At 41.5% G+C, this 20,168-nt stretch carries 21 protein-coding genes; 7 read left to right on the top strand and 14 right to left on the bottom strand.

Translation table 11 applies throughout. The annotated features are described in order from the left end of the window. Positions 1–299: 299 nt before the first annotated feature. The 6 genes from ACFSKO_RS18580 to ACFSKO_RS18555 all read right to left on the bottom strand — a co-directional run bounded on the left by ACFSKO_RS18580 (position 300) and on the right by ACFSKO_RS18555 (position 5,545). Entirely contained in the window at positions 300–1,010 is a 711-nt protein-coding gene (locus tag ACFSKO_RS18580) for an arginyltransferase (RefSeq protein ID WP_380254434.1), read from the bottom strand. A gap of 116 nt (positions 1,011–1,126) precedes the next feature. Next, positions 1,127–1,906, bottom strand: coding sequence for a phosphatase PAP2 family protein (locus tag ACFSKO_RS18575; RefSeq protein WP_380254432.1), 780 nt, complete (start codon positions 1,904–1,906; stop codon positions 1,127–1,129). Positions 1,907–2,060: 154 nt separating this feature from the next. Continuing rightward, positions 2,061–2,555 (bottom strand): RDD family protein, encoded by a 495-nt coding sequence (locus ACFSKO_RS18570; RefSeq protein WP_380254430.1) that lies wholly within the window; start codon positions 2,553–2,555, stop codon positions 2,061–2,063. Between the two features lie 40 nt (positions 2,556–2,595). Next, a complete protein-coding gene (gene motB / locus ACFSKO_RS18565; protein WP_380254428.1) occupies positions 2,596–3,558 on the bottom strand; it encodes a flagellar motor protein MotB in 963 nt (320 codons plus the stop codon). 81 nt (positions 3,559–3,639) lie between these two features. After that, positions 3,640–4,503, bottom strand: a complete 864-nt coding sequence (gene motA / locus ACFSKO_RS18560) for a flagellar motor stator protein MotA (protein WP_380254426.1) — start codon at positions 4,501–4,503, stop codon at positions 3,640–3,642. A gap of 124 nt (positions 4,504–4,627) precedes the next feature. Beyond that, positions 4,628–5,545, bottom strand: a complete 918-nt coding sequence (locus ACFSKO_RS18555; RefSeq protein ID WP_380254424.1) for a DMT family transporter — start codon at positions 5,543–5,545, stop codon at positions 4,628–4,630. A 269-nt stretch (positions 5,546–5,814) separates the two neighbouring features. On the opposite strand from ACFSKO_RS18555, the gene ACFSKO_RS18550 reads away from it, so the two are divergent. Further along, positions 5,815–6,294: a flavin reductase family protein gene (locus ACFSKO_RS18550; protein WP_380254422.1), complete on the top strand. Its 480-nt coding sequence runs from the start codon at positions 5,815–5,817 to the stop codon at positions 6,292–6,294. A 90-nt stretch (positions 6,295–6,384) separates the two neighbouring features. Here the strand turns inward: ACFSKO_RS18550 and ACFSKO_RS18545 are convergent, their stop codons facing one another. From ACFSKO_RS18545 to ACFSKO_RS18530, 4 genes are all read right to left on the bottom strand, one after another. Continuing rightward, positions 6,385–7,581, bottom strand: a complete 1,197-nt coding sequence (locus tag ACFSKO_RS18545; RefSeq protein ID WP_380254420.1) for a trans-sulfuration enzyme family protein — start codon at positions 7,579–7,581, stop codon at positions 6,385–6,387. 18 nt (positions 7,582–7,599) lie between these two features. Then, the gene (locus ACFSKO_RS18540) at positions 7,600–7,893 is read right to left on the bottom strand and encodes an HdeA/HdeB family chaperone (RefSeq protein WP_380254418.1); all 294 of its coding nucleotides are present in this window, start codon (positions 7,891–7,893) and stop codon (positions 7,600–7,602) included. A 165-nt stretch (positions 7,894–8,058) separates the two neighbouring features. Next, positions 8,059–9,279, bottom strand: coding sequence for a threonine ammonia-lyase (locus ACFSKO_RS18535; RefSeq protein WP_380254416.1), 1,221 nt, complete (start codon positions 9,277–9,279; stop codon positions 8,059–8,061). Positions 9,280–9,319: 40 nt separating this feature from the next. Beyond that, entirely contained in the window at positions 9,320–11,788 is a 2,469-nt protein-coding gene (locus tag ACFSKO_RS18530) for a penicillin acylase family protein (RefSeq protein WP_380254414.1), read from the bottom strand. A 78-nt stretch (positions 11,789–11,866) separates the two neighbouring features. Here ACFSKO_RS18530 and ACFSKO_RS18525 point away from each other — a divergent pair, with 78 nt between their 5' ends. From ACFSKO_RS18525 to ACFSKO_RS18510, 4 genes are all read left to right on the top strand, one after another. Then, on the top strand, positions 11,867–12,802 hold the full coding sequence (locus tag ACFSKO_RS18525) for a cation diffusion facilitator family transporter (protein ID WP_380254412.1): 936 nt from the start codon (positions 11,867–11,869) through the stop codon (positions 12,800–12,802). Positions 12,803–12,865: 63 nt separating this feature from the next. Continuing rightward, positions 12,866–13,483 (top strand): HD domain-containing protein, encoded by a 618-nt coding sequence (locus ACFSKO_RS18520; RefSeq protein ID WP_380254410.1) that lies wholly within the window; start codon positions 12,866–12,868, stop codon positions 13,481–13,483. Positions 13,484–13,582: 99 nt separating this feature from the next. Further along, positions 13,583–15,097: a malonyl-CoA decarboxylase gene (locus tag ACFSKO_RS18515; protein ID WP_380254408.1), complete on the top strand. Its 1,515-nt coding sequence runs from the start codon at positions 13,583–13,585 to the stop codon at positions 15,095–15,097. A gap of 116 nt (positions 15,098–15,213) precedes the next feature. Then, a complete protein-coding gene (locus ACFSKO_RS18510) occupies positions 15,214–15,717 on the top strand; it encodes a GNAT family N-acetyltransferase (protein WP_380254406.1) in 504 nt (167 codons plus the stop codon). Between the two features lie 48 nt (positions 15,718–15,765). Here ACFSKO_RS18510 and ACFSKO_RS18505 read toward each other — a convergent pair whose 3' ends face one another. Together ACFSKO_RS18505 and ACFSKO_RS18500 are read right to left on the bottom strand one after the other, a co-directional pair. After that, positions 15,766–16,095, bottom strand: a complete 330-nt coding sequence (locus tag ACFSKO_RS18505; RefSeq protein ID WP_380254404.1) for a TfoX/Sxy family protein — start codon at positions 16,093–16,095, stop codon at positions 15,766–15,768. A 54-nt stretch (positions 16,096–16,149) separates the two neighbouring features. Then, positions 16,150–16,743 (bottom strand): TetR/AcrR family transcriptional regulator, encoded by a 594-nt coding sequence (locus ACFSKO_RS18500; protein WP_380254402.1) that lies wholly within the window; start codon positions 16,741–16,743, stop codon positions 16,150–16,152. A 252-nt stretch (positions 16,744–16,995) separates the two neighbouring features. On the opposite strand from ACFSKO_RS18500, the gene ACFSKO_RS18495 reads away from it, so the two are divergent. Continuing rightward, positions 16,996–17,421, top strand: coding sequence for a DUF805 domain-containing protein (locus ACFSKO_RS18495; RefSeq protein WP_380254400.1), 426 nt, complete (start codon positions 16,996–16,998; stop codon positions 17,419–17,421). Positions 17,422–17,504: 83 nt separating this feature from the next. Here the strand turns inward: ACFSKO_RS18495 and ACFSKO_RS18490 are convergent, their stop codons facing one another. Together ACFSKO_RS18490 and hemB are read right to left on the bottom strand one after the other, a co-directional pair. Beyond that, positions 17,505–18,140 (bottom strand): peroxiredoxin, encoded by a 636-nt coding sequence (locus ACFSKO_RS18490; protein ID WP_380254398.1) that lies wholly within the window; start codon positions 18,138–18,140, stop codon positions 17,505–17,507. A gap of 189 nt (positions 18,141–18,329) precedes the next feature. Continuing rightward, positions 18,330–19,325 (bottom strand): porphobilinogen synthase, encoded by a 996-nt coding sequence (hemB, locus tag ACFSKO_RS18485; protein WP_380254396.1) that lies wholly within the window; start codon positions 19,323–19,325, stop codon positions 18,330–18,332. A gap of 228 nt (positions 19,326–19,553) precedes the next feature. Between hemB and ACFSKO_RS18480 the strand changes: the two genes are divergently transcribed. Continuing rightward, positions 19,554–20,087 (top strand): hypothetical protein, encoded by a 534-nt coding sequence (locus ACFSKO_RS18480; protein WP_380254394.1) that lies wholly within the window; start codon positions 19,554–19,556, stop codon positions 20,085–20,087. Positions 20,088–20,168 lie beyond the last annotated feature (81 nt).

The raw sequence follows: 20,168 nt of genomic DNA, 5'->3' as shown, positions 1-20,168 counted from the left end.
GCACCTGCCGCTACAGCCGTAGCTGTACCGGTTAGAAACTTTCTACGATTCATAAAAATTGTCTCCCTGCTGAGAATTATCCATTTTGGATTTATTGACGAAGAAGTGTGGAGAATAAGCAACTTCCTTCGCGAGTGCAATATAAGCCGAACAATAATAATGGCTTAATTATGCAAAGCTGGTTCAATATATTCGCAAAGCGTAATAATATCAGTGGGTAAAATGAAATTGTATAAGGCTTATATTTAAGTGATATTTTGACTGTTCGATCAAAATTTAAATTATAATTGAAGTTTTCTTTAACTTAAGTCTTTCCAGATGCCCTCAACGAGGCCTTCCAGAGGCTGGTATTTCGATTTATAGGACATCTTATTTGATTCCTTGATCCAATATCCTAAATAGACATAGTCAAGGTTTCTAAACTTGGCTTGGTCAATCAACCATAAGATCATATAGCTGCCAAGCCCGCGATCTGGCTTTGTCACGTCGAAAAAACTATAAACGGCTGATATACCAGCGTGAACCCAGTCAACGATGCAAGCGCAAACAAGATCTCCCTCTGCTGAATGGAATTCAATAATTTCAGTATCAACAGGACTGCTATCGACCATGTCTTTGTAGTCGATCCAGTTCATCCCGCTCATGTCACCATCACCGTGTCGGCCTTCGACATAGGGTTTAAAGAGCTGGTATTGCTCTTTTGTCGCTACTGAGTTGTATGGTTTTGCAATGAGATCACGGTTTTTATTCCATACTCGCCTTTGTGATTTTCTCATGGAGAAGTCACTGACCCGGACGCGAACAGATAAGCAGTAGTCGGGGCGATTGTATTGTGGTCGATAAAGAAAGGTGTGGCTACGCCTGAACCCGGACTTAATCATCAAATCGTATTGAAGACTGGCATTTTCATGAGAGATTTCAGTAACCAGTTTACGTTCTTCTTCACCTTCTTTGTAAGGGCAAGGGGAAGGAGGGGTGGTAAAGAAAAGCTGAGGCTTCAAAAACACCATAAACGTCAGTCATAAAGTTACTAAGAGAGTACTATAGATTAGCTATTGTAAATCAAAATATACCAATTGAAACGGACTCACTCTTTTTAGAAAAAGTAAGTCCGTCCGCCCATGTATTAGGATATTTTGCGAGCCAGTTTGACAAAGGGAGATGTTACAAAATTTGGTAAATTCAAAACAAGAATATCGGCGATAGTATCCAAACCAGACTGCATCCAACGAATAGCAGGTGTTGCGAAAGCCAGTGCAAGCAGAGGTAAGATGTGAATAGCACCTCCAACGAAAAGATCAGACAACCAATGGGCTCCAGCGACAGCACGAGCAGTACCACCTAACAACGCAATTGGAAGTGCGAGCCAGAAATATTTACGACCAATCGCGAAATAAAAGAAGAAACCATAGATTCCAGCAACAACTGCGTGGTTACCAGGGAAGCTATCGTCAGCACTTACTTTGGCTTCGAGCCAAGGCACAAGCGTTGTCAGATCGTTAAAAGGCGTCAACACAAGAGAGGGACTGAGTGATTCGTACGACCGGAAAGCATGTTTGGCAAAATAAACGCCAACGACAATAGCTATACCCATGATAACCATATGAGAAAGCCGCAAAGAAAGAGGACGGCTGCGATCGCAGGATACATACCAAAGGCAGGGAATAGCCATAATAAGGCCGTTTAGCTTGTCAAATACAGGGGTATTTACTGCAGCCCAAAATACCTGCCAGGTTTCACTCCAGAGCAAAGAGGCATTTACAGCAAAGAAAAATTTTTCACTTACGTCACGCCAAAGATCACTGGTAGGTGTCCAGATGTAAGATAGGCCAATGAGGATGGCCAGAGCAAATGATAGTGCCAGCTGTTTAGGGCGCCACTGAGTTCCAATTAAATCACGCTGCATTTTTCAAGTTTCTTCAGTTTGGTCATCAAAAAAATATCGTTAGTTCTTAGCGAGTATAATCGCATAAGGCCAGACGAAAGTGTGATTGTTTTTTATTGACAGGGTAAGGCGAAATTATGACCGTCAGGGTGAATAAAAGGGGTTACTGGTGCTTTTATGCCTCATCCGCATCGTTCACGACAATTGTACTTGTTAAAAGGTCATGGAGCGTACGGCGTTCCTTATTGAAAAAGACGACAAGAAGGATAAGGAAGCTTGTTGCCGGGACTGATAAATAAAAAATTACTGTTGTTAAGGCGGCGTGGAACAACGTTGGAGTGTCGCCAGCCATGGTAAACATCTTTAGCCCCATGGCATTCATGCCGGGTGTCGCCCCTTGCTGGGATAAGAAATAACTATGATAAGCAAGAGGAAGAAGGGGGAGCAAAACAAATACAATTGAAGTGATGGGGGACAAAAGGCCGATTGAGATCAAGGTAAGAACAAAGGCTGCAAAACCAATTGCCAAACCAACAACAAATAAAATTATCAAATCGATAAGGTAAGCCAGTACTCGGTTAAATGGAACACCATCGACATCAAGAGCATTTAACTCTAACTTTTGCGTTGATTTGCTGTTTTTTAATCGTAAAGACGGTAATTTATTCATAGAACTCACATAGGAAGTCTTTTTCTAACGACAAGTCTGATTAGTTAGGATCAGAAGAAATCGTATCCACATTTATGGTCTTGCCGTCATCACTTTTTTTAGGAAGAAATGTCGCTTCATCTTTAAGTAAAATTATCGAAATTCGTCTGTTTACTTCGGCGGTCGGGTTTTCTTCATCAAAAGGCTCTGTAGCTGCGAGCCCTTCAACCGAAGCGACACGGTCTGATTTGAAGCCTGCATTAATCAGCGCACGACGGCTTGCATTGGCTCGTTCAGAAGAAAGTTCCCAGTTAGTATAACCGTTTGATGTACTATAGGGGGTCGCGTCTGTATGGCCTTTAATAGCTATTTTTTGATCAATATCACCGATAGCATCAGCGACAAGAGCGAGTAATTTTTCTGTGTGAGCCAGCATTTTTGAATTGCCGGAAGGAAACATAGAAGTGCCGTGCTGATCGACCAGTTGAATACGCAGGCCTTCAGGTGTCTGGTCTATCAAAAGATTTTCTTCTAGACCAGCAAGGTCAGGGTTTGCGGCAATTGCTGTCTTTAGGGCAATTGCGGTTTCTTCAAACTGTTTTCGTTCCTGCTCACGCCGAAATTCTTCCAGTTGCTCTTCTTCTGCTTTTCCTTCGCCTTTTAAAGGATCTTTTTCAGCATCAGGATCCGTCTCTTCACTTTCTTCTTCTGGGGGGAGCTGCATTTGCACCCCGATACTTGAAAATTCTGAAACCAATGCCCCTTTGCTAGAGATTGATTGCCCACCAAGAAGGCCATCAGACCCACTGGTTGACTTGGATATATTAGAAGACGGAGCGAAATAATCCGCGATACCAAGTTTCTGTTCTTCTGTTGTTGCATTCAAAAGCCATAAAAGTAAGAAGAAAGCCATCATTGCCGTTACAAAATCAGCATAAGCGACCTTCCAGGCACCACCATGAGCTGCGTGGCCAGCCTTTTTAATCCTCTTAATTATTATTTGGCCTTCGCGTTCGTCACTCATACTGGCTTTCCAGAATTACTTAACTGTAAGTACACTAAAGTATAATCGTGTTAGAAATGTGGTTTGAAAATGGAGCTGCCATTAGCCCGGAGCAGGTAATTCATTGGCTGCTTCTTCTAATTCATAAAAGCTTGGCCGTACGTGCGACATCAAGGTTTTTCGTGCATATTCAACAGATACTGTTGGTGCGTTACCTGCCATATGGGCAAGAATTCCTGCTTTTAAACATTCATAATAACGACTGTCTTCTTCTGTCACTTTACTGTACGCAGATGCCATTGGCGCGACAAAACCATAAGACATTAAAATCCCAAAGAAGGTTCCCACCAAGGCCGCCCCAATCAACTTACCCAATATTTCTGGTGGCTCACTAATCGAGCCCATCGTATGAATCACTCCAAGAACAGCGGCAACAATACCAAGAGCTGGCAAACCTTCACCAAGGCCGGCAAGGGCAGCCTCAACATTGTGCTCTTCCATATGGTGAACTTCAAGTTCCTGATCCATTAAGGCTTCCACTTCGTGGGGCACATCAGCGCCAAGGCTCATCATACGAAGATAGTCGCAAACAAAAGCGACAGCATGGTGATCGCCATGAAATTTTGGAAACTGGGAAAAGAGAGTTGATTCTTCTGGATTTTCAACGTGCGCTTCTAAGGCAAGCATACCTTTCGTTTTCGCAAGTTTAAATATTTGGTATTGCAAACAAAGGACTTCAAGGAAATCTTCTTTCTTATAGGATGGGCCTTTGATCATTCTACCCACAGAACCACCAAGACTTTTGAGCGATACTTTTGAGTTGGCTGTAATTGTTGCGCCAATGCCGGCACCAAGGATGATTACAAACTCAAAAGGTTGCCAGAGAACACCGACATGGCCACCGCCGCCCATATATCCACCAAGAACGGCAGCGATAACAATTATAGTGCCTAGAATAACTGTCATGATTTAATTTCGTTTCCTGTTTAAAATCCTATTTTTGCATCATCGTAGAATAAGGTTAACAAGTGGTAATCATCTGAAGGATAAGGTTAAATAATCATTGGATTTTATCTAAATAAATCATGGATTAGGTAATTCGACGACGTCTTCTCAGTATCATTGGCAATACTTCAACCATCAAAATTGCGCTTAAGATCATTGCACAACCAACCATTTCAACCTTGCCAATTCTTTCCTGAAGGAATACCGCGCCTGCAATTGCAGCAAAAACAGTTTCCAGGCTGAGTATGAGTGCAGCATCAGCAGGTTGCGTATGCGCTTGACCAACTACCTGGAGTGTGAAGGCAACACCAACAGAAAATAACCCCGCATAAGCAATAAACCAGAACGCGGATAACAGGGCTTCGATTGAGACAGTTTCCAAAGCAAAAGCCCCGACAGCAGAAAGTATTGTCACAACTGCAAACTGGATGGCAGCCACTGTTAAAGGCATAGATGTTTTTGCCGCAATGATCCCGACCAGAAGAACATGTAGCCCCCAAAATATCGACGATGTTAATACCAATGCATCTCCGTATCCCAACTCCAAAGAGCTATCAACACCACTGATCAGAGTTGTTCCTGCAAAAGAGAAACCGATCGCAAGCCAGATTACCCAATGAGGGTTCTTTCTGAAGATGATTAGCCCCAACAAAGGAACCATTGGAACATACATTGCGGTAAGAAACCCCGCATTTGTAACCGTAGTGTGAATGATTCCAATTTGCTGAATGATGGTAGCAATAAACAGAATTACACCAATTACCCCCATTAATAACAAATATTTAAGGGACAGCGTTTTTTTATTTAAAGCGCACGAGGTCTGGCTTTTTCTCTTCCATTCTCTGGTGGCCAGTGGCACCACAATGATGAACCCGAGAAAAAAGCGAATTGCAGTAAAGCTCATCGGACCGATTAGATCCATGGAGACTTGCTGCACAACAAATGTTGATCCCCAAATGATCGCAGAGATAAGCAATAAAAAATTTGCCTGTAATCGAGACATGGCTTTGAACCCTGCAACAGTAGGAGATTGGATGTAATTAGGAGATTTCTCATATCCAGTTCAGAGAAAGAGAACAAGGAGAGTTTACTTCAAAATCGAAATTAATCAGAATAACACTGACGCCCTGGTCGTTTTTAGAGTATTTTTATTCTTTGATGTTATAAAATTGGACCTGATTAAATATTGTGTTGTTTTTTAAGCCGCATTCTCTAGTGTGCCGGTAAAAGGTTGTCGCAAAACAACACAAAATCTTGGGAATAGTACAGGTAATGGCCTTTAACTCTGGTGAGTTTAGAAAAGTACTCGGTAGCTTTGCAACGGGTGTAACTGTTGTAACAACACGAGATAAAAAAGGGGAGCAGCACGGGCTGACGGCGAATTCGTTTTCTTCGGTATCGCTGGATCCTCCGTTGGTTCTTTTCTGTATTGATAAACGCTCAAATTGTCTTCCTGCGTTTAAAGAAGCTGAATGTTTTGCAATTAATATACTAACGGATATTCAAAAAGATATATCTGACCGTTTTGCTTTTTCTGAAGAACGCTGGGACGGTGTGGCTACGAGCCATCTCAGCACTGGTGCACCGATCTTAGAAAACTGCCTTGCCAATTTAGACTGTTCTATGCACGCACAATTCGACGCAGGAGATCACGTTATTGTTGTTGGCAAGGTCGAGGAAACTTTTCTGAAAGAAGTTGGGGATCCCTTGCTATATTTCCGTGGCATGTATCGTGGCGTTCATATTGAATAAAACAAAATTGCTTCAATACAAAATTGCTTCAATAAGGCTACGTTAACAAAGGTACTTATCAGCCCTTTATTAACGAGTTACATGCCGAACTTAACCTAGAGCAAACCTCAAATCGTTTATCAAATCATCGGCATCCTCAACGCCGACAGATAACCGAACCAGATTATCAGTAATACCAATCGATGCTCTGTGTTCAGGAGAAACAGCTGCGTGTGTCATACTGGCGGGGTGTTCAATCAGGCTTTCAACGCCACCAAGGCTGACTGCCAAGGCAAATAATTCAACACGTTCTAAGAGCCTTTTTGTCTCATCCAATCCTCCTTTTAGGGTGAAGGTCACAATTCCACCCCCAGCCTTCATTTGCCTTTTTTGTAACTCAAACTGCGGGTGAGTAGGAAGCCCCGGATACCAGACTTTTTCTATAGCTTCTTGTTCTTGCAAAAACGTTGCTACTTTTAGTGCGTTGGAACAATGACGTTCCATGCGTAAAGCCAGCGTTTTAAGGCCACGTAGAGCTAAAAATGCATCAAAGGGACCTTGGATAGCGCCCAGGGCGTTTTGTAAATACTTCAGGCGATCGCATAAATCAGAGTTTTCCCCGACAACAAGGATACCACCAATAATATCAGAATGACCATTAAGGTACTTTGTTGCCGAGTGCATAACGATATCAATGCCTAGCTCGAGCGGTCGTTGCACCCAAGGGGAACAAAAAGTGTTATCCACACAGGTTAAAATACCTTTGTTTTTTGCAATCGCGGCAATTGCTTCTAAATCAACCAATTGCAACAGAGGGTTGGTTGGTGTTTCGATCCAAATCATTTTTGTATCGGGTCGAATGGCTTGTTCAAATTTTTCAAGGCTGGTCAGGTCAACAAACTCAATATCCAGCCCGGCTGACCTGGGGCGCACATCTCTAAATAATCTGTGTGTACCACCATAAAGATCATGCATGGCAATTACATGAGATCCTGTATCAAGTAGTTCTAAAGCAGTGCTGATCGCAGCAAGGCCAGAAGCAAAAGCCAACCCGAGCGTGCCACTTTCTAGATCTGCAATGCAACGTTCATATGCCTGACGTGTTGGGTTCTCGGTTCGGCTATACATATATCCTTTGTTTTCGCCCAAACCATCCTGTACGTAGGTCGACGTGGCATAAATTGGCTGCATGATCGCTCCGGTAGAAGGATCGGGATGTTGACCAGCGTGAATCGTACGTGTGGCAAAGGACAAACGATTTGAACGGTGACTTTTATTTGGCATATTTTTAGACTTATTATCAGTCATTTAGCATTACTTTCTTGTTTATTGCTTTAGCTTTTTTACAACCTCAAACACGGTCTTTTCAGGATTTTGATTACAAGCTTTAATGGTTTCTTCTATTAAGTTTTCGATTTTTGTGAAAGTAATAGAAGAAGCTTTATTTATACCAGAAACATACCCATCCAGCCAAAATGCAAAGCTTGCCAGATCTTCTTTGTCGTCGATACCGTCACACTGAAGTTTTGTTATATCGAGCTCGGCAGATACGACCGTTTTGATATTTACGGAGAATACAAAAGTTGTAACCAGAAGAAGATCAACAAGATTCTGTCGCATAAAGTTTCTCTTTATATATTGTTATAAAAAAGATCCTTTAACGTACGTCACTGACAATTTCCTGATGAAACACTTAAAGAGGGGGAAATGGAGTATTTCTTTGTAAGAGAGAGAGGGCTTTAATTTTCTCTGCTCTTACAAAGACATTATAGAAGAGTAAAAAAACTAATCACAAGAACGACTTGAGAGAACACGGTTGCTAATACCACCTTCATCAAGCTTTTCCATGATTTCACTTACGTGATCACTGTCACGAGTTTCTATGATGAAATCAATCTCAACCATTTTGGCAGGGACATCGTAAAAGTGGCGTTGATGCATAACATCAATGATATTGCCACGCGCTTTCCCGATTATACTTGATATTTTCGCCAATAGTCCGGGCTGATCAACCATCTCTGTACGTAAGCGAACGAGGCGCCCATCGCGCATGAGACCACGCATAAGCAAACCAGAAAGCATACGGGCATCAATATTTCCACCACAAATTACGGTGGCAATTTTCTTACCCTTGAATTTTTCAGGATTATTTAAAATTGCGGCAACACCAGTGGCACCAGCTCCTTCAGAAACGACCTTTTGTTCTTCAACCAAGGTCAAAATGGCCGTTTCAATTTGGCTTTCATCAACTAGAAAAATCTCATCGACGAGTTTATCAATAATCTCGCGGGTAATTAGTCCTGGTTCTTTTACCGCAATACCATCGGCCATTGTGGAACCGCCGGAAGTTGCTGGTTGGTGCTTTAGTGTTTGTGACATCGAGGGAAAGAGGTTTGCCTCTACCCCGTAAAGCTTAATGTTTGGGTTTATTGCTTCTGCTGCAAGAGAAATTCCAGATAGGATGCCGCCGCCGCCAATTGGGACGATAATGGCATCGAGATCAGGCTGGTCTTCCAACATCTCCAAACCAATCGTACCTTGACCAGCAATGACGTATTCGTCGTCGTAAGGATGGACAAAGGTCAGTCCGTCTTTCGCAACAATCTCATCGACCACTTTGCGAGAATCGTCCAGCGTTTCTCCGGAAAGAATAACTTTAGCGCCAAGGGCACGGGTCCGTTCAATCTTACTAAAAGGTGCCGTCTCGGGCATGACGATTGTTGCAGCAATATCTAAGCGTTGTGCGTGTAATGCAACGCCTTGCGCATGGTTACCCGCAGACATAGCGATTACGCCTTTCGCTTTTTGCTGCTGGGTAAGGTTTTTGATTTTATAAAGTGCGCCGCGGTCTTTAAAAGATCCACTAAACTGTTGACTTTCCAGCTTTAAATAAAGTTCGCAACCCAAAATTTTAGATAAGCGTTTTGCGTGAACAAAAGGTGTTCTAACGACTTCCCCTTTGATTTCATCCGCTGCTTTGCGGATATCTTCAATTGTTATTGTCACCCTATCAAATCCTATTTGTATTTTTTGGTTTTTGTCTGTCTCAGTTCATTTTTGGAATTAAAACCAAACGGTGTTTGGGATTTCGAAACTTATCGCTATCAAGCTTTATGTATTCCCCATCACGCCAACTTGACAGGAAGTTTCCATAAAAACTCGACAAAGGATTTCCCGACTGTCCAGTTGCTAACAGAAAGCGGGAATTGTCGAGATTGGTCAAGTCATAAACGGCTCTATATGAAGGCCCGTGAACGTTCGGAAATAACTGTAATATCGCTTTTCTCAAAGAAGGGCTGCTCCGATTTATCGTGTCGTGACTTCCCGCAGAAGAAATTTCCAACTTTAACACTTGATTTAAAAGGGGGATTTTATCGTATATCGGATGCTCAAAATGAGCTTTATGACGATCTCCCCAATTTGGCCAACTTGAAATAGCATTAAAATCATTTGAATTAGATATCACTCGATCCAAGCTTTCTGTCATCTGGGCGACACAATTCTCGCCAATTACGAGTCTTTCACCGTACTTGCACCAATTCTCAGGGTTACGCTCTAATAAGAATTTAAGTCTAAGAATATCAGGCGTTTGAAATGAGGCGGCATCGGTAGGGAGGTTTCCGAATGCAGCCTTGTTGAGCCAATAAAGCCAGTTGTGGAAAATAACAGGCTCAATAGATGTTAACTCCATCTTCCCATTCCATTGTCTTAGAAGAGATAAAGCCTTTTGTGCCTCTTGACTATTGGGGCTCGTTTTAAGCAGGAGAGGTAGTAGTTCCAGAGCTGCCAGTGACAGAGTATCCATTTGAATATTCATGTTGTCTTCAATAGATAACCTATCTTTTTGATCGATTAGTTGATGTATTCTTTTTGCTCGATAGGAGTTGGGCCAATCCTTGGTAATAAGGTAGGGATAATCAGGACCGATGAGTTTATTGTTTGCCGTAACCAGCTTACCTGTTGTTGGATTAATACTCTTTGGTAAGAATCTTGGAGGAATAATGCCTTGCCAATCATTTGTTCCAGTCCAACCTGGGACGGGTAAACGGCCATCGCCAGATTTTCGAATAGGGATACGCCCGGAAGCTATTACTGCAATAGTGCCTTTTTTATCAGCCATAACAAGGGTTTGTTGTGGCGAATAGAAGTTTTGAGTTGCTCTCTCAAAATCGACCCAATCTTTGGATCTATTTATATCAAACAGGGCTTGAGCGGTTTTGTCATCTTCTTTAAGTGCAGTCCATTGAAGAGCAATTTGAGGAGGATGTTTGATTTGTTCTTGTTGTCCGATACCTGATGACCCTAGAACAGGCGAAATAATTGGCCCGTGCCTGCTTTTTCGAATTGTAATTTTTTCATCTGGCGCGCCTTTAATACGTATGATTTCGGTATGCGTTTCAAACTCGACATAACCTTCCGGGCTGAGATACTGCTCTGGGTTGTCGGGGTTGATCTTTTCGATAAAAAGATCCTGGGTGTCGCTGTGCGTAGTTGTAAACCCCCAGGCAATATGATTGTTATGTCCGAGTACGAGCAGGGGAACACCTGGAGAGGTTGCGCCCGCCCAAATAAACTCTGGTGTTTCTATCCTAGCTAAATACCAAGGACCCGGCGCATCTAAAGCAAGGTGAGGATCATTGGCAAGAATAGGACCTCCTGTTGATGTTTTATCGCCCGATAGCACCCAAGCATTTGATGCATCCTTTGGGGCTAAAGACCAAGGAAGCGGAAGAGGGCCTGCGGGGATGTTTGGGGAGAGAGATTCGGGTTTGGAAAAATCGAGTCCTGTTATATTTGGAATAATCAAAGGATCATTGTTATCTTCTGGCCATAGATTATTTACTTCATATAAGTCCATGTTATTTAATAATCTTTGTCTTAATAATTCTTTATTAAAGTTATCCGACAACTGAAGAGCCATCAACCGCCCCCATAAAAGAGAGTCTGTTGGAAGCCATGGTTCAGGGCTATAGTTTAATATGTGAAACTCGGGTGAAAGTGTCCCGGAATGCGTTTGAAGATAATCATTGACCCCCTGGCTATAAGATTCGAAAACGGCTTTTACTTTTGATGGTAGGTGTTTGTAATTCTCTATCACCAAGTTTTGAAAACCAAGGGTTCGCATAAAGCGATCAATACCTATTGTAGCTTTGCCGCTAACTTCAGATAACCGGCCCGCGCCTGCACGACGCATAAAATCCATTTGCCACAGGCGATCTTGAGCGTGGACATACCCCAGTGCGTGATAAGCATCAGCTTCATTGCCTGCTCGGATTGTAACCAAGCCGTCATCTGAGCGGAGGATTTCAGTATTGCCTTTCAATGCTCCAAGAGCCACTTCGCCATCTAGCTGAGGCAGCGATGATCGAAGCCAGACAAATCCGCCGACACCGACAATGAGAACAAGTAAAATTATGAATGAAAATACTTTTACGGAAGTTTTTAAAATACGGTTCATACGCATACCGTTGTTTAATAATAGAGGAAGAGCAAGAATGAGATTGAACCTTCTCATATGTTCCTTATGATGTCGCTTCCTTTGTTCATTTCAAGAACATAATTACCTTAGACCGTTACGACGGGAGAGATCAATATGGCCGGGAATTCATCAAAAATCGTTATCTTTGCAGCATTAGCTGGAAACGGTTTGATTGCAATTACGAAAGCTTTTGCTGCGGCTTATACTGGTAGCTCTGCAATGTTCAGTGAAGCCATTCACTCTGCCGTTGATACAGGTAATCAAGGGCTTTTGCTGTATGGCTTACATCGCTCTGCACGGCCAGCTGATGCGCGCCATCCTTATGGATATGGTCGAGAGCTTTATTTTTGGGCGTTTGTTGTGGCCTTGTTGGTCTTCGCTATTGGTTCCGGCGTGTCCATCTACGAAGGTATTCATAAAATTATGAACCCTCAACCCATAGAAAATCCTATGGTGAACTTTATTGTTCTTGGGGCTGCGTTAGTTTTTGAAGGTGCTGCATGGTTCATTGCCTTTAAGGAGTTCAATAAAAAAGTTAAGGACGGGAAATATTTTGCAGCTGTGGCTGCAAGCAAAGATCCTTCAATTTTTGCTGTTTTGTTGGAAGACACAGCCGCATTGCTTGGCTTATTGGTTGCAATGGCTGGATTGGGATTGGGAATATTATTAGACATCCCTGAACTCGACGGTTTGGCGTCTGTTATCATTGGTATTCTTCTGGCTATTATTGCCTGGGTTCTTGCCTATGAAACCAAAGGTCTTCTTATCGGTGAATCTGCTAATTCTGAGGTTGAAACCAATATCCGCAGAATTATTGCCAAGCAGTCTTCTATACTTCGGGTAAACGAAATTCTTTCCCTTCAAAATGGGCCTATGGATATTCTTGTGACATTGTCTATCGATTTTAAAGATGGCATTCTTTCACAAGAAGTCGAAGCTACCATTGCTAAAATTGAAAAAGAAATCCGCACAGCTCAACCGGATGTTCGGAAAGTCTTTATCGAAGCCCAAAGTTGGCGCACACACAATCGGGCTGCGAATGGAAATTAGAAACTAAAATCAATTTTAATAAATCGCTGCTGATTCTGCCCAAAAATTGTGAGTGTCTAAAATATGAAAACGATCAACTTCACACAAATGAAAGATGGGACAAAAGAAGAATATGATTTCCTCGCTGAAATGGAAAAACCTTATCTTTCTCTTACCGTAGACAGAGTATTAACAGAGTTAAAAAATCAGGGTGAAGATTCGTTAAGTGGATACAAAATAACACGCTTAGAACATGGTTTACAGTCTGCGACCCGAGCCTACAGAGATGGCGCTGATATAGATTGGGTTGTTGGCACTTTGTTACACGATGTCGGGGACGGTTTGGCCCCGCAAAATCATGATCGCTTTTCTGCAGAAGTTATCCGCCCCTTCGTCAGGCAAGAGGTGGCATGGGTAGTTGAGCATCATGGCATTTTTCAAATGTATTTTTATGGCCACCACTATGGTTGGGATAAAAATGCGCGTGAAGAATTCAAAGATCATCCTTGTTATCAATCATGCGCTGATTTCTGTGAACGTTGGGACCAAAGCTCTTTTGATCCTGAATATGACTTCGAAACACTGGACTTCTTTACACCAATGGTTAGGGATGTTTTCTCTCGAAAAGCTTATGATCCGAAAGTCATAAAGGAAAACCAAGTGTTCGGACTCCCCGAGCCTATATTCCACAAGTTATCGTAAAGACATAATATTTTTTGGTCTGGTAGGAGTAAATGACTTGAATATCGATGATTGAGGTCAAAGTATACTAAAAGAACACCATGCCATAGGAGGTGATATATGTCAGATACTTCTCAGACCGAAGAGAATTCATCAACGAAAAACACTCCCCGCATACATATTCCAAGTAAAAGTACTCTGTCACATTTATCAAAGACTTGGCGCGAAATTTCTCAAAATGCTGCCCGCAGCTTGGGGCTCAATCGTATAGAAAAATCAGTTACCCCTAAAAATTTAAAACGTATGATGCGGGACTGCCTAAGTGGTCGAGGCGGAGATGTTTCCGCAAGGATGAGGACCGCGGAATTAGGGCGTACATATCTTGAACTTGATGATGATGGTAAATTTGATTTTTTAACTCTACTTGCAAAAGATTTTTGCGCGAATGAAGATAAAATCCGCCTAGCTATAAATGAATTTATGTCCGCCAAAGACGTATCTGAAAGAGTGATTGCCGCTTATCATTTACGACAGTCTTCGTCTCCTGAAAGGCTACAACTGCTAACACAATTCAACGCCTTACCAAACGGCGTAAAATTTTTAGTAGATATTCGAGCGGATCTCTTAAAAATTAAAGGTAAAGACCCTTACTTTAATGCCTTAGATCGCGATTTTGAACAACTCTTGACCTCTTGGTTCGATGCAGGTTTTCTCGACTTAGTAGAAATGAATTGGAATACCTCTGCTGCATTACTCGAAAAATTAATTGACTATGAAGCAGTTCACCAGATTACATCTTGGGGAGACTTGAGAAATCGCCTTGATTCAGATCGACGATGTTACGCACTTTTTCATCCCCGAATGCCCGATGAGCCCTTAGCATTTGTCGAAGTGGCTTTGGTCAAGGGAATGGCAAGTAATGTTCAGAAAATTTTAGATGAAGAGGCTCCACTTGGCGTATTGAATAATGCCGATACGGCAATTTTTTATTCTATTACCAACACTCAAAAAGGATTGAGGGGCATAAGTTTTGGGGAACACCTCATTAAGCAGGTGGTGCAGCACCTTTCCCAAGAAATGCCATGGGTTAAAGGTTTTGCTACGCTTTCTCCTGTACCCGGTTTCAGGTCTTGGCTTGCAGACCTTGATGCTACCTTATTTCAAGACGGTGTAACCAAGGAAGAGATGGAACATTTAAAAGCTAAAACAGGGGCAAGTGAAGCCAAAACGGCTATTTTTCTTTGTTTTCAAGATAAAGAATGGTTTCAAAACAAAGAACTTGCCGAGCTACTCCGCGGGCCTCTTTGCCGACTTTGTGTAGCATACTTTTTAGAAAAAGATGCTAAAGGTCGTGCACTTGACCCTGTTGCCAGATTTCATTTAAAAAATGGCGCACAGCTTAACCGGATTAACTGGTTAGGAGATATATCGGCAAAAGGAATTTCTCAAGCCTCTGGTATAATGGTGAATTATCGTTATGACCTTTCAGAAATTGAAAAAAATCATGAAGGTTTTATGAATGACGGAAAGATTGCCATGAGTTCACAAGTAAAGGCGTACCTAAAACAACTGGGGGGAACCTTGGGAGAAGAAAGCACTTTACAACGATTACGTCGAACACTTGGCGGGGCTTGATTAAGATACTATTTTATTATGAGGCTCCGAATTATCGAGCCTTTTGAGGCGAGGTAATCGCTAACTTTAGGGCTGTAAAAGTACCGTTTCCCGATTTATGATTTCATGAGATGATTATGATCCCAAGACTTGAAACAGATAGACTTCGTTTAATCGCCCCCAATATAGAATGTTATGCTGTATATGAACGGTTTTATACCGATGGGCTTGCCTCTGCCAAATATGGTGGCCCTATAACCGCTGGCGAGGCGTGGTTCAGGCTAAAAGCAGACTTGGGTTCTTGGTATTTATCAGGCTTTGGTGTGTGGGTAATACAAGAGAAGGAAAGCGACGCATTAATTGGAACATGTGGTTTCTGGCAAGGAAAAGGGTGGCCACGCGAACTTACGTGGTGGTTGTTACCTGATTTCTGCGGAAAGGGTATAGCCAGAGAAGCTTCGTTAGCAGCTATCTCATATGCTTATAGTGTTTTTGGTTGGGATAACGTTCAAACATATATGAATGATGACAACGAACCTGCACGTGCTCTTGTGAGGCGATTGGGAGGACAAAAGGTAAGAAGGGAAAAGTTTCCAGATGGCCTTAAGAGAGATGTATTTACAATTCCACAAGTCACGTAGAATTTTGACTAGGATTTATTTTATATATTAATGAACTAGAGAGAAATTCTATTTAGACTGGGAAGCTGTTACAGCCTGCTGTGCCCAAGATAACAAACATTCTTGATCATCAAGGATATCTGCCGGGACTTCATAATAGCTTTTGACATTGACGCGACCCTTTTTTGTCAAATAGCTAAAGGGGTGACTATCATAGTTTAGGTACGAAGCCAGATTATTTTTGCTAACCCGAAAATACAGTCGGTTTTTCATTATCATACAAAATTGAATTCCATCACATCTTAGGGCTGTACCTCCAAAAAATTTACCCAACTGTATATCCCCTAATGGAGAGAGAAGTTCTTGAATATAGTTAGAAAATTCATTTCTAGAATTCATCAATCTACTTCTTTACTGGTTTGTGAGGCTGGAGAATAAGGGATAAAAGTTCACTTAGACGAACGTACCTTTAATTATGGTTTCAATTTCCTGATCCAACGTCTGTTCAATCTCCTTTATGCGTAATTCGGCACGTACAAATACCAAGATACCTTGATAAAGGAGTAGTAGACGGGTTGCCGTTTGTTGTGGTGCTGAATGTTTTGGGATTTGGCCTGTAGTCGTACATTTTTCAATTTGCCTTCTAAATCCAGATTCCAACAGCGAGAACCCTGTATCAAGATCTTGAGAGACATGACGAAGACGATTATTAAATTCAACCGCTGTATTGGTTAATAAACATCCATTACTTAACCCATCAGGTTCGTTTAAAAGCGAATGGAATAAATTTTTAATACCTTGCAAGGGATTATCTGTTTTATCGAGATAAATACTTATCCGATGCCTTACAACATTGTTATTGTAATGAGCCAACGCTGCTCGGAAGAGGGCATCTTTACCGCCATATGAATTATAGAGACTTCCGGAAGTCAAACCAGTTGCTTTAACCAGGTCCTTTATTGAAGTGCCTTCATAACCTTTTTGACGAAAGGTATTGGTTATTTTGGATAATACTTCTTTTTCATCAAAACCCAGATTTCGGCCCATAATTTTACCCACTTTATTTTAGATTAATCATTTTAAAACAATAATTCTAAAATTGTATGTATGTCAAATTTGACAAATAACGTAACTTTAACAGAGGGGTAGCAAAATGTTACAAAAGTTATCAAAAACAAATTGTGATATTTTCAATTATTCATAAAGAATTATTGTGTGCAGTTTTAGGTATAATTTACGGCTTATTCATCCCTCAATAATAGTTTTAAATAATGGAGTATTAATTTTTTGGTGAGAATTATGATTGGGTTGCTTGCAATAACGTCGATAATTTTTCTTCTTCCAACAGTGATTTATGTAACTAGCGATGAAAAAACTCTTGGTCGTTTAGCGTATTTTTTTCGTTCCGCGCTTCTCGGTTTTATATGTTCGACACTTGTATTTATTAACATCGAAAAAACATCTGATCATGACGATTATTTTAATATCTTCGAAGCCCCGATAAATGATGCTTTTTTAGGGGGGAGTTGGATTATATTCATCGTTATTGTTTTTACTGTCTGTTTTCAATCTTGTTGGATGGTACACAGACTAAATCACATCGGTTGGTCGCGATGGACTGTCTTATTTATGCTTATACCCTTGGTCGGTGGTATATTTGGTTTTCTATTAATGACGGTACCAGGCCGTAAAGTCACACAAAATTATTCTGAACTCTTCACATAGAGCTCAACAACCACAGACTTCGTCAAATAAAAAGATCCCGGTAAATAATTACCGGGATCTTTTTATTTTTAGTCGCAGGCTTGTTACTTATTTGGTTGTGGCGTTACGCGAAGGTAAGGTTTGTGCGCAACCCAACCTTTAGGGAAACGCTCTTTGGCTTCTTCATCGCTTAACGCTGGTACGATGATAACATCTTCGCCGTCTTTCCAGTTCACAGGTGTTGCCACTTTGTAGCCATCTGTGAGTTGCAAAGAATCAATCACCCGCAGGATTTCATCAAAATTACGGCCTGTACTTGCAGGATAGGTGATGATTAAGCGAACCTTTTTGTTGGGATCAATAACGAATACAGACCGCACAGTTAACGTATCACTCGCATTTGGGTGAATCATATCGTAAAGATTGGAAACACTACGATCAGCATCTGCAAGCAATGGAAAATTGAATTGATGACCTTGAGTTTCTTCTATGTCACCCACCCATTTTGTGTGATCGGATAGTGGATCAACACTCAGGCCAAGGACTTTTACGTTACGTTTTACAAATTCAGGTTTGAGCTTTCCAACGTATCCCAATTCAGTGGTGCAAACGGGCGTAAAGTCTTTTGGGTGCGAAAATAATACAGCCCAGCTGTCCCCAATAAATTCATAAAAATTGATCGGACCTTCGGTAGATTCTTGTGTAAAGTTCGGTGCAACATCACCCAGACGAATTGTCATAACGGCCTCCCAGAGGGTAAAATAAAAACGGAAACGCGATCCGTTTGTGTGGTAGGTAAAGAAATATAAATTTCTAAAATTTGTACGCGTACCTTATCGTGATTTGGTTTGATTGCTCAATAGAAAAGGACACAGAACCTTCCAAGACTTAAATGTTAAGTGCCCTTTATAATTTGAACGATATTTCTATTATGATTTAATAATTTTAGCCGCTTCAAGAGCGAAATATGTGAGAATAGCATCTGTTCCAGCCCGTTTAAAGGCCATAAGGCTTTCCATCATGACCGCATCATGGTCCAACCATCCGTTTGCGGACGCAGCTTTGATCATCGCATATTCACCGCTTACCTGATAGGCCATGGTAGGGACACCAAAGGTACTTTTTATGCGATGAATAATGTCGAGATAAGCAATACCTGGCTTAACCATCACCATATCAGCACCTTGTTGGATGTCATTTTCCACCATGCGAAGGGCTTCTTCGCTATTACCAGGATCCATCTGATAAGTTTTTTTATCGCCTTTAAGTGCGCCAGTTGCACCGACAGCATCTCTAAAGGGGCCGTAAAAAGCACTCGCATATTTGGCACTGTAAGACATAATTTTTGCGTAAGTGTGACCGGCATCATCCAAGGTATCGCGAATAGCACCAATTCTGCCATCCATCATGTCAGATGGCCCGACATAGTCACAACCTGCTTCTACTTGAACCAATGCCTGTTTGCATAATATTTCAACCGACTGATCGTTAAGAATTACACCATCCTTTACAATACCGTCGTGCCCCAAAGAATTATAAGGATCGAGCGCTACGTCACCTATCAGAGCAATGTTTTGGTAATGTTGTCGAATGGACCGAGCTGCAGTGCAGATGAGATTATCTGGATTATAAGCTTCCCGACAATCAGCTGTTTTTGTATCCGGATTGTTATACGGAAATAACGCAATCGCAGGAATGTTCAGTTCCACAGCTTGCCCAATTGCTTCAATCAGGCAATCAGGCCCGTAACGCTTGACTCCAGGCATCGATGGAACATCTGATGTACCATCATCTTCTTGTAAGAATATTGGCCAAATTAGGTCATCAACAGAAAGGCGGTTCTCGGCAACTAATCGGCGTGTCCAGGCATCCGTACGAATACGGCGCGGACGGACGGCGAGATCCTGCCTAAAGCTATTACTCAATGATCTACTCCTGATGAGATTCGTTTTTTGCTACTCTCTCTCGAAGATCAAATAATTGCAAGTACAGGACGCAGGGGTGATTGAGGCAGATCGTCGCAAATAAATACTTATAGGAAGGAAAAAGAATTCCCCCACAAGGACATACAAAGTGTATACCCTAGCCTTGATTGAGGGTCTTTCACTTATTTAAGGCTCATTATATATATTGTGAAATTAGGTAGTCCCTTAATGAAGTACCGCAACAGTCGTTGGTTTTTGGTTTTAATATCGATCGTTATCGCCTTTTTACTCTCTCCTGATTTATGGATATATATGGTTCAGGGCCATGAGGGTGATAGCTTTTATACTCTTATTGGTTTTCAACGAGCTGGACTCATTTTGATAACAATTATCTTTTCATACCTGCTGTTGTTTTTAGGTACCAGCAAGTCACACTTTTTGTACAACCTCAAAACTGAAATTATTTTTCAAAAATACACATTACCACTTATTGATCTCTTTGGTGCCTTCGGGCTTTTATATCTATTCGTTTGGTTATCACCTCAAGTTTATTATTTTTATTACTATTTCATATTTAATGATCTGCCTTTACAAATTATTATCAAAGATGGCCCAAGCATTGACGAGATTTGGGCGTTATTTGCTCTTGATGAGAGCCAGACATTATCTCAGCACGGGCAAGGATTTTGGGGGCGAACATTGGTTACTCAGATTGCCTTATATAGGTTGGTTATTTATACGACCTTTCAGGAAGTTAAATAGTTAAACTCAACTAAAAATGTCATCCAAATTTCAATAAGTTGTTACAGATATCCTCTTGGCTGGCGAGCGAACTCGTGGGTA

Source organism: Kiloniella antarctica, from assembly GCF_042682825.1.
In the GTDB taxonomy this organism is placed as follows: Bacteria; Pseudomonadota; Alphaproteobacteria; order Kiloniellales; family Kiloniellaceae; genus Kiloniella; species Kiloniella antarctica.
Note: the sequence above shows the minus strand (reverse complement) of the source record. Positions and strands in the feature narration are given on the sequence as shown.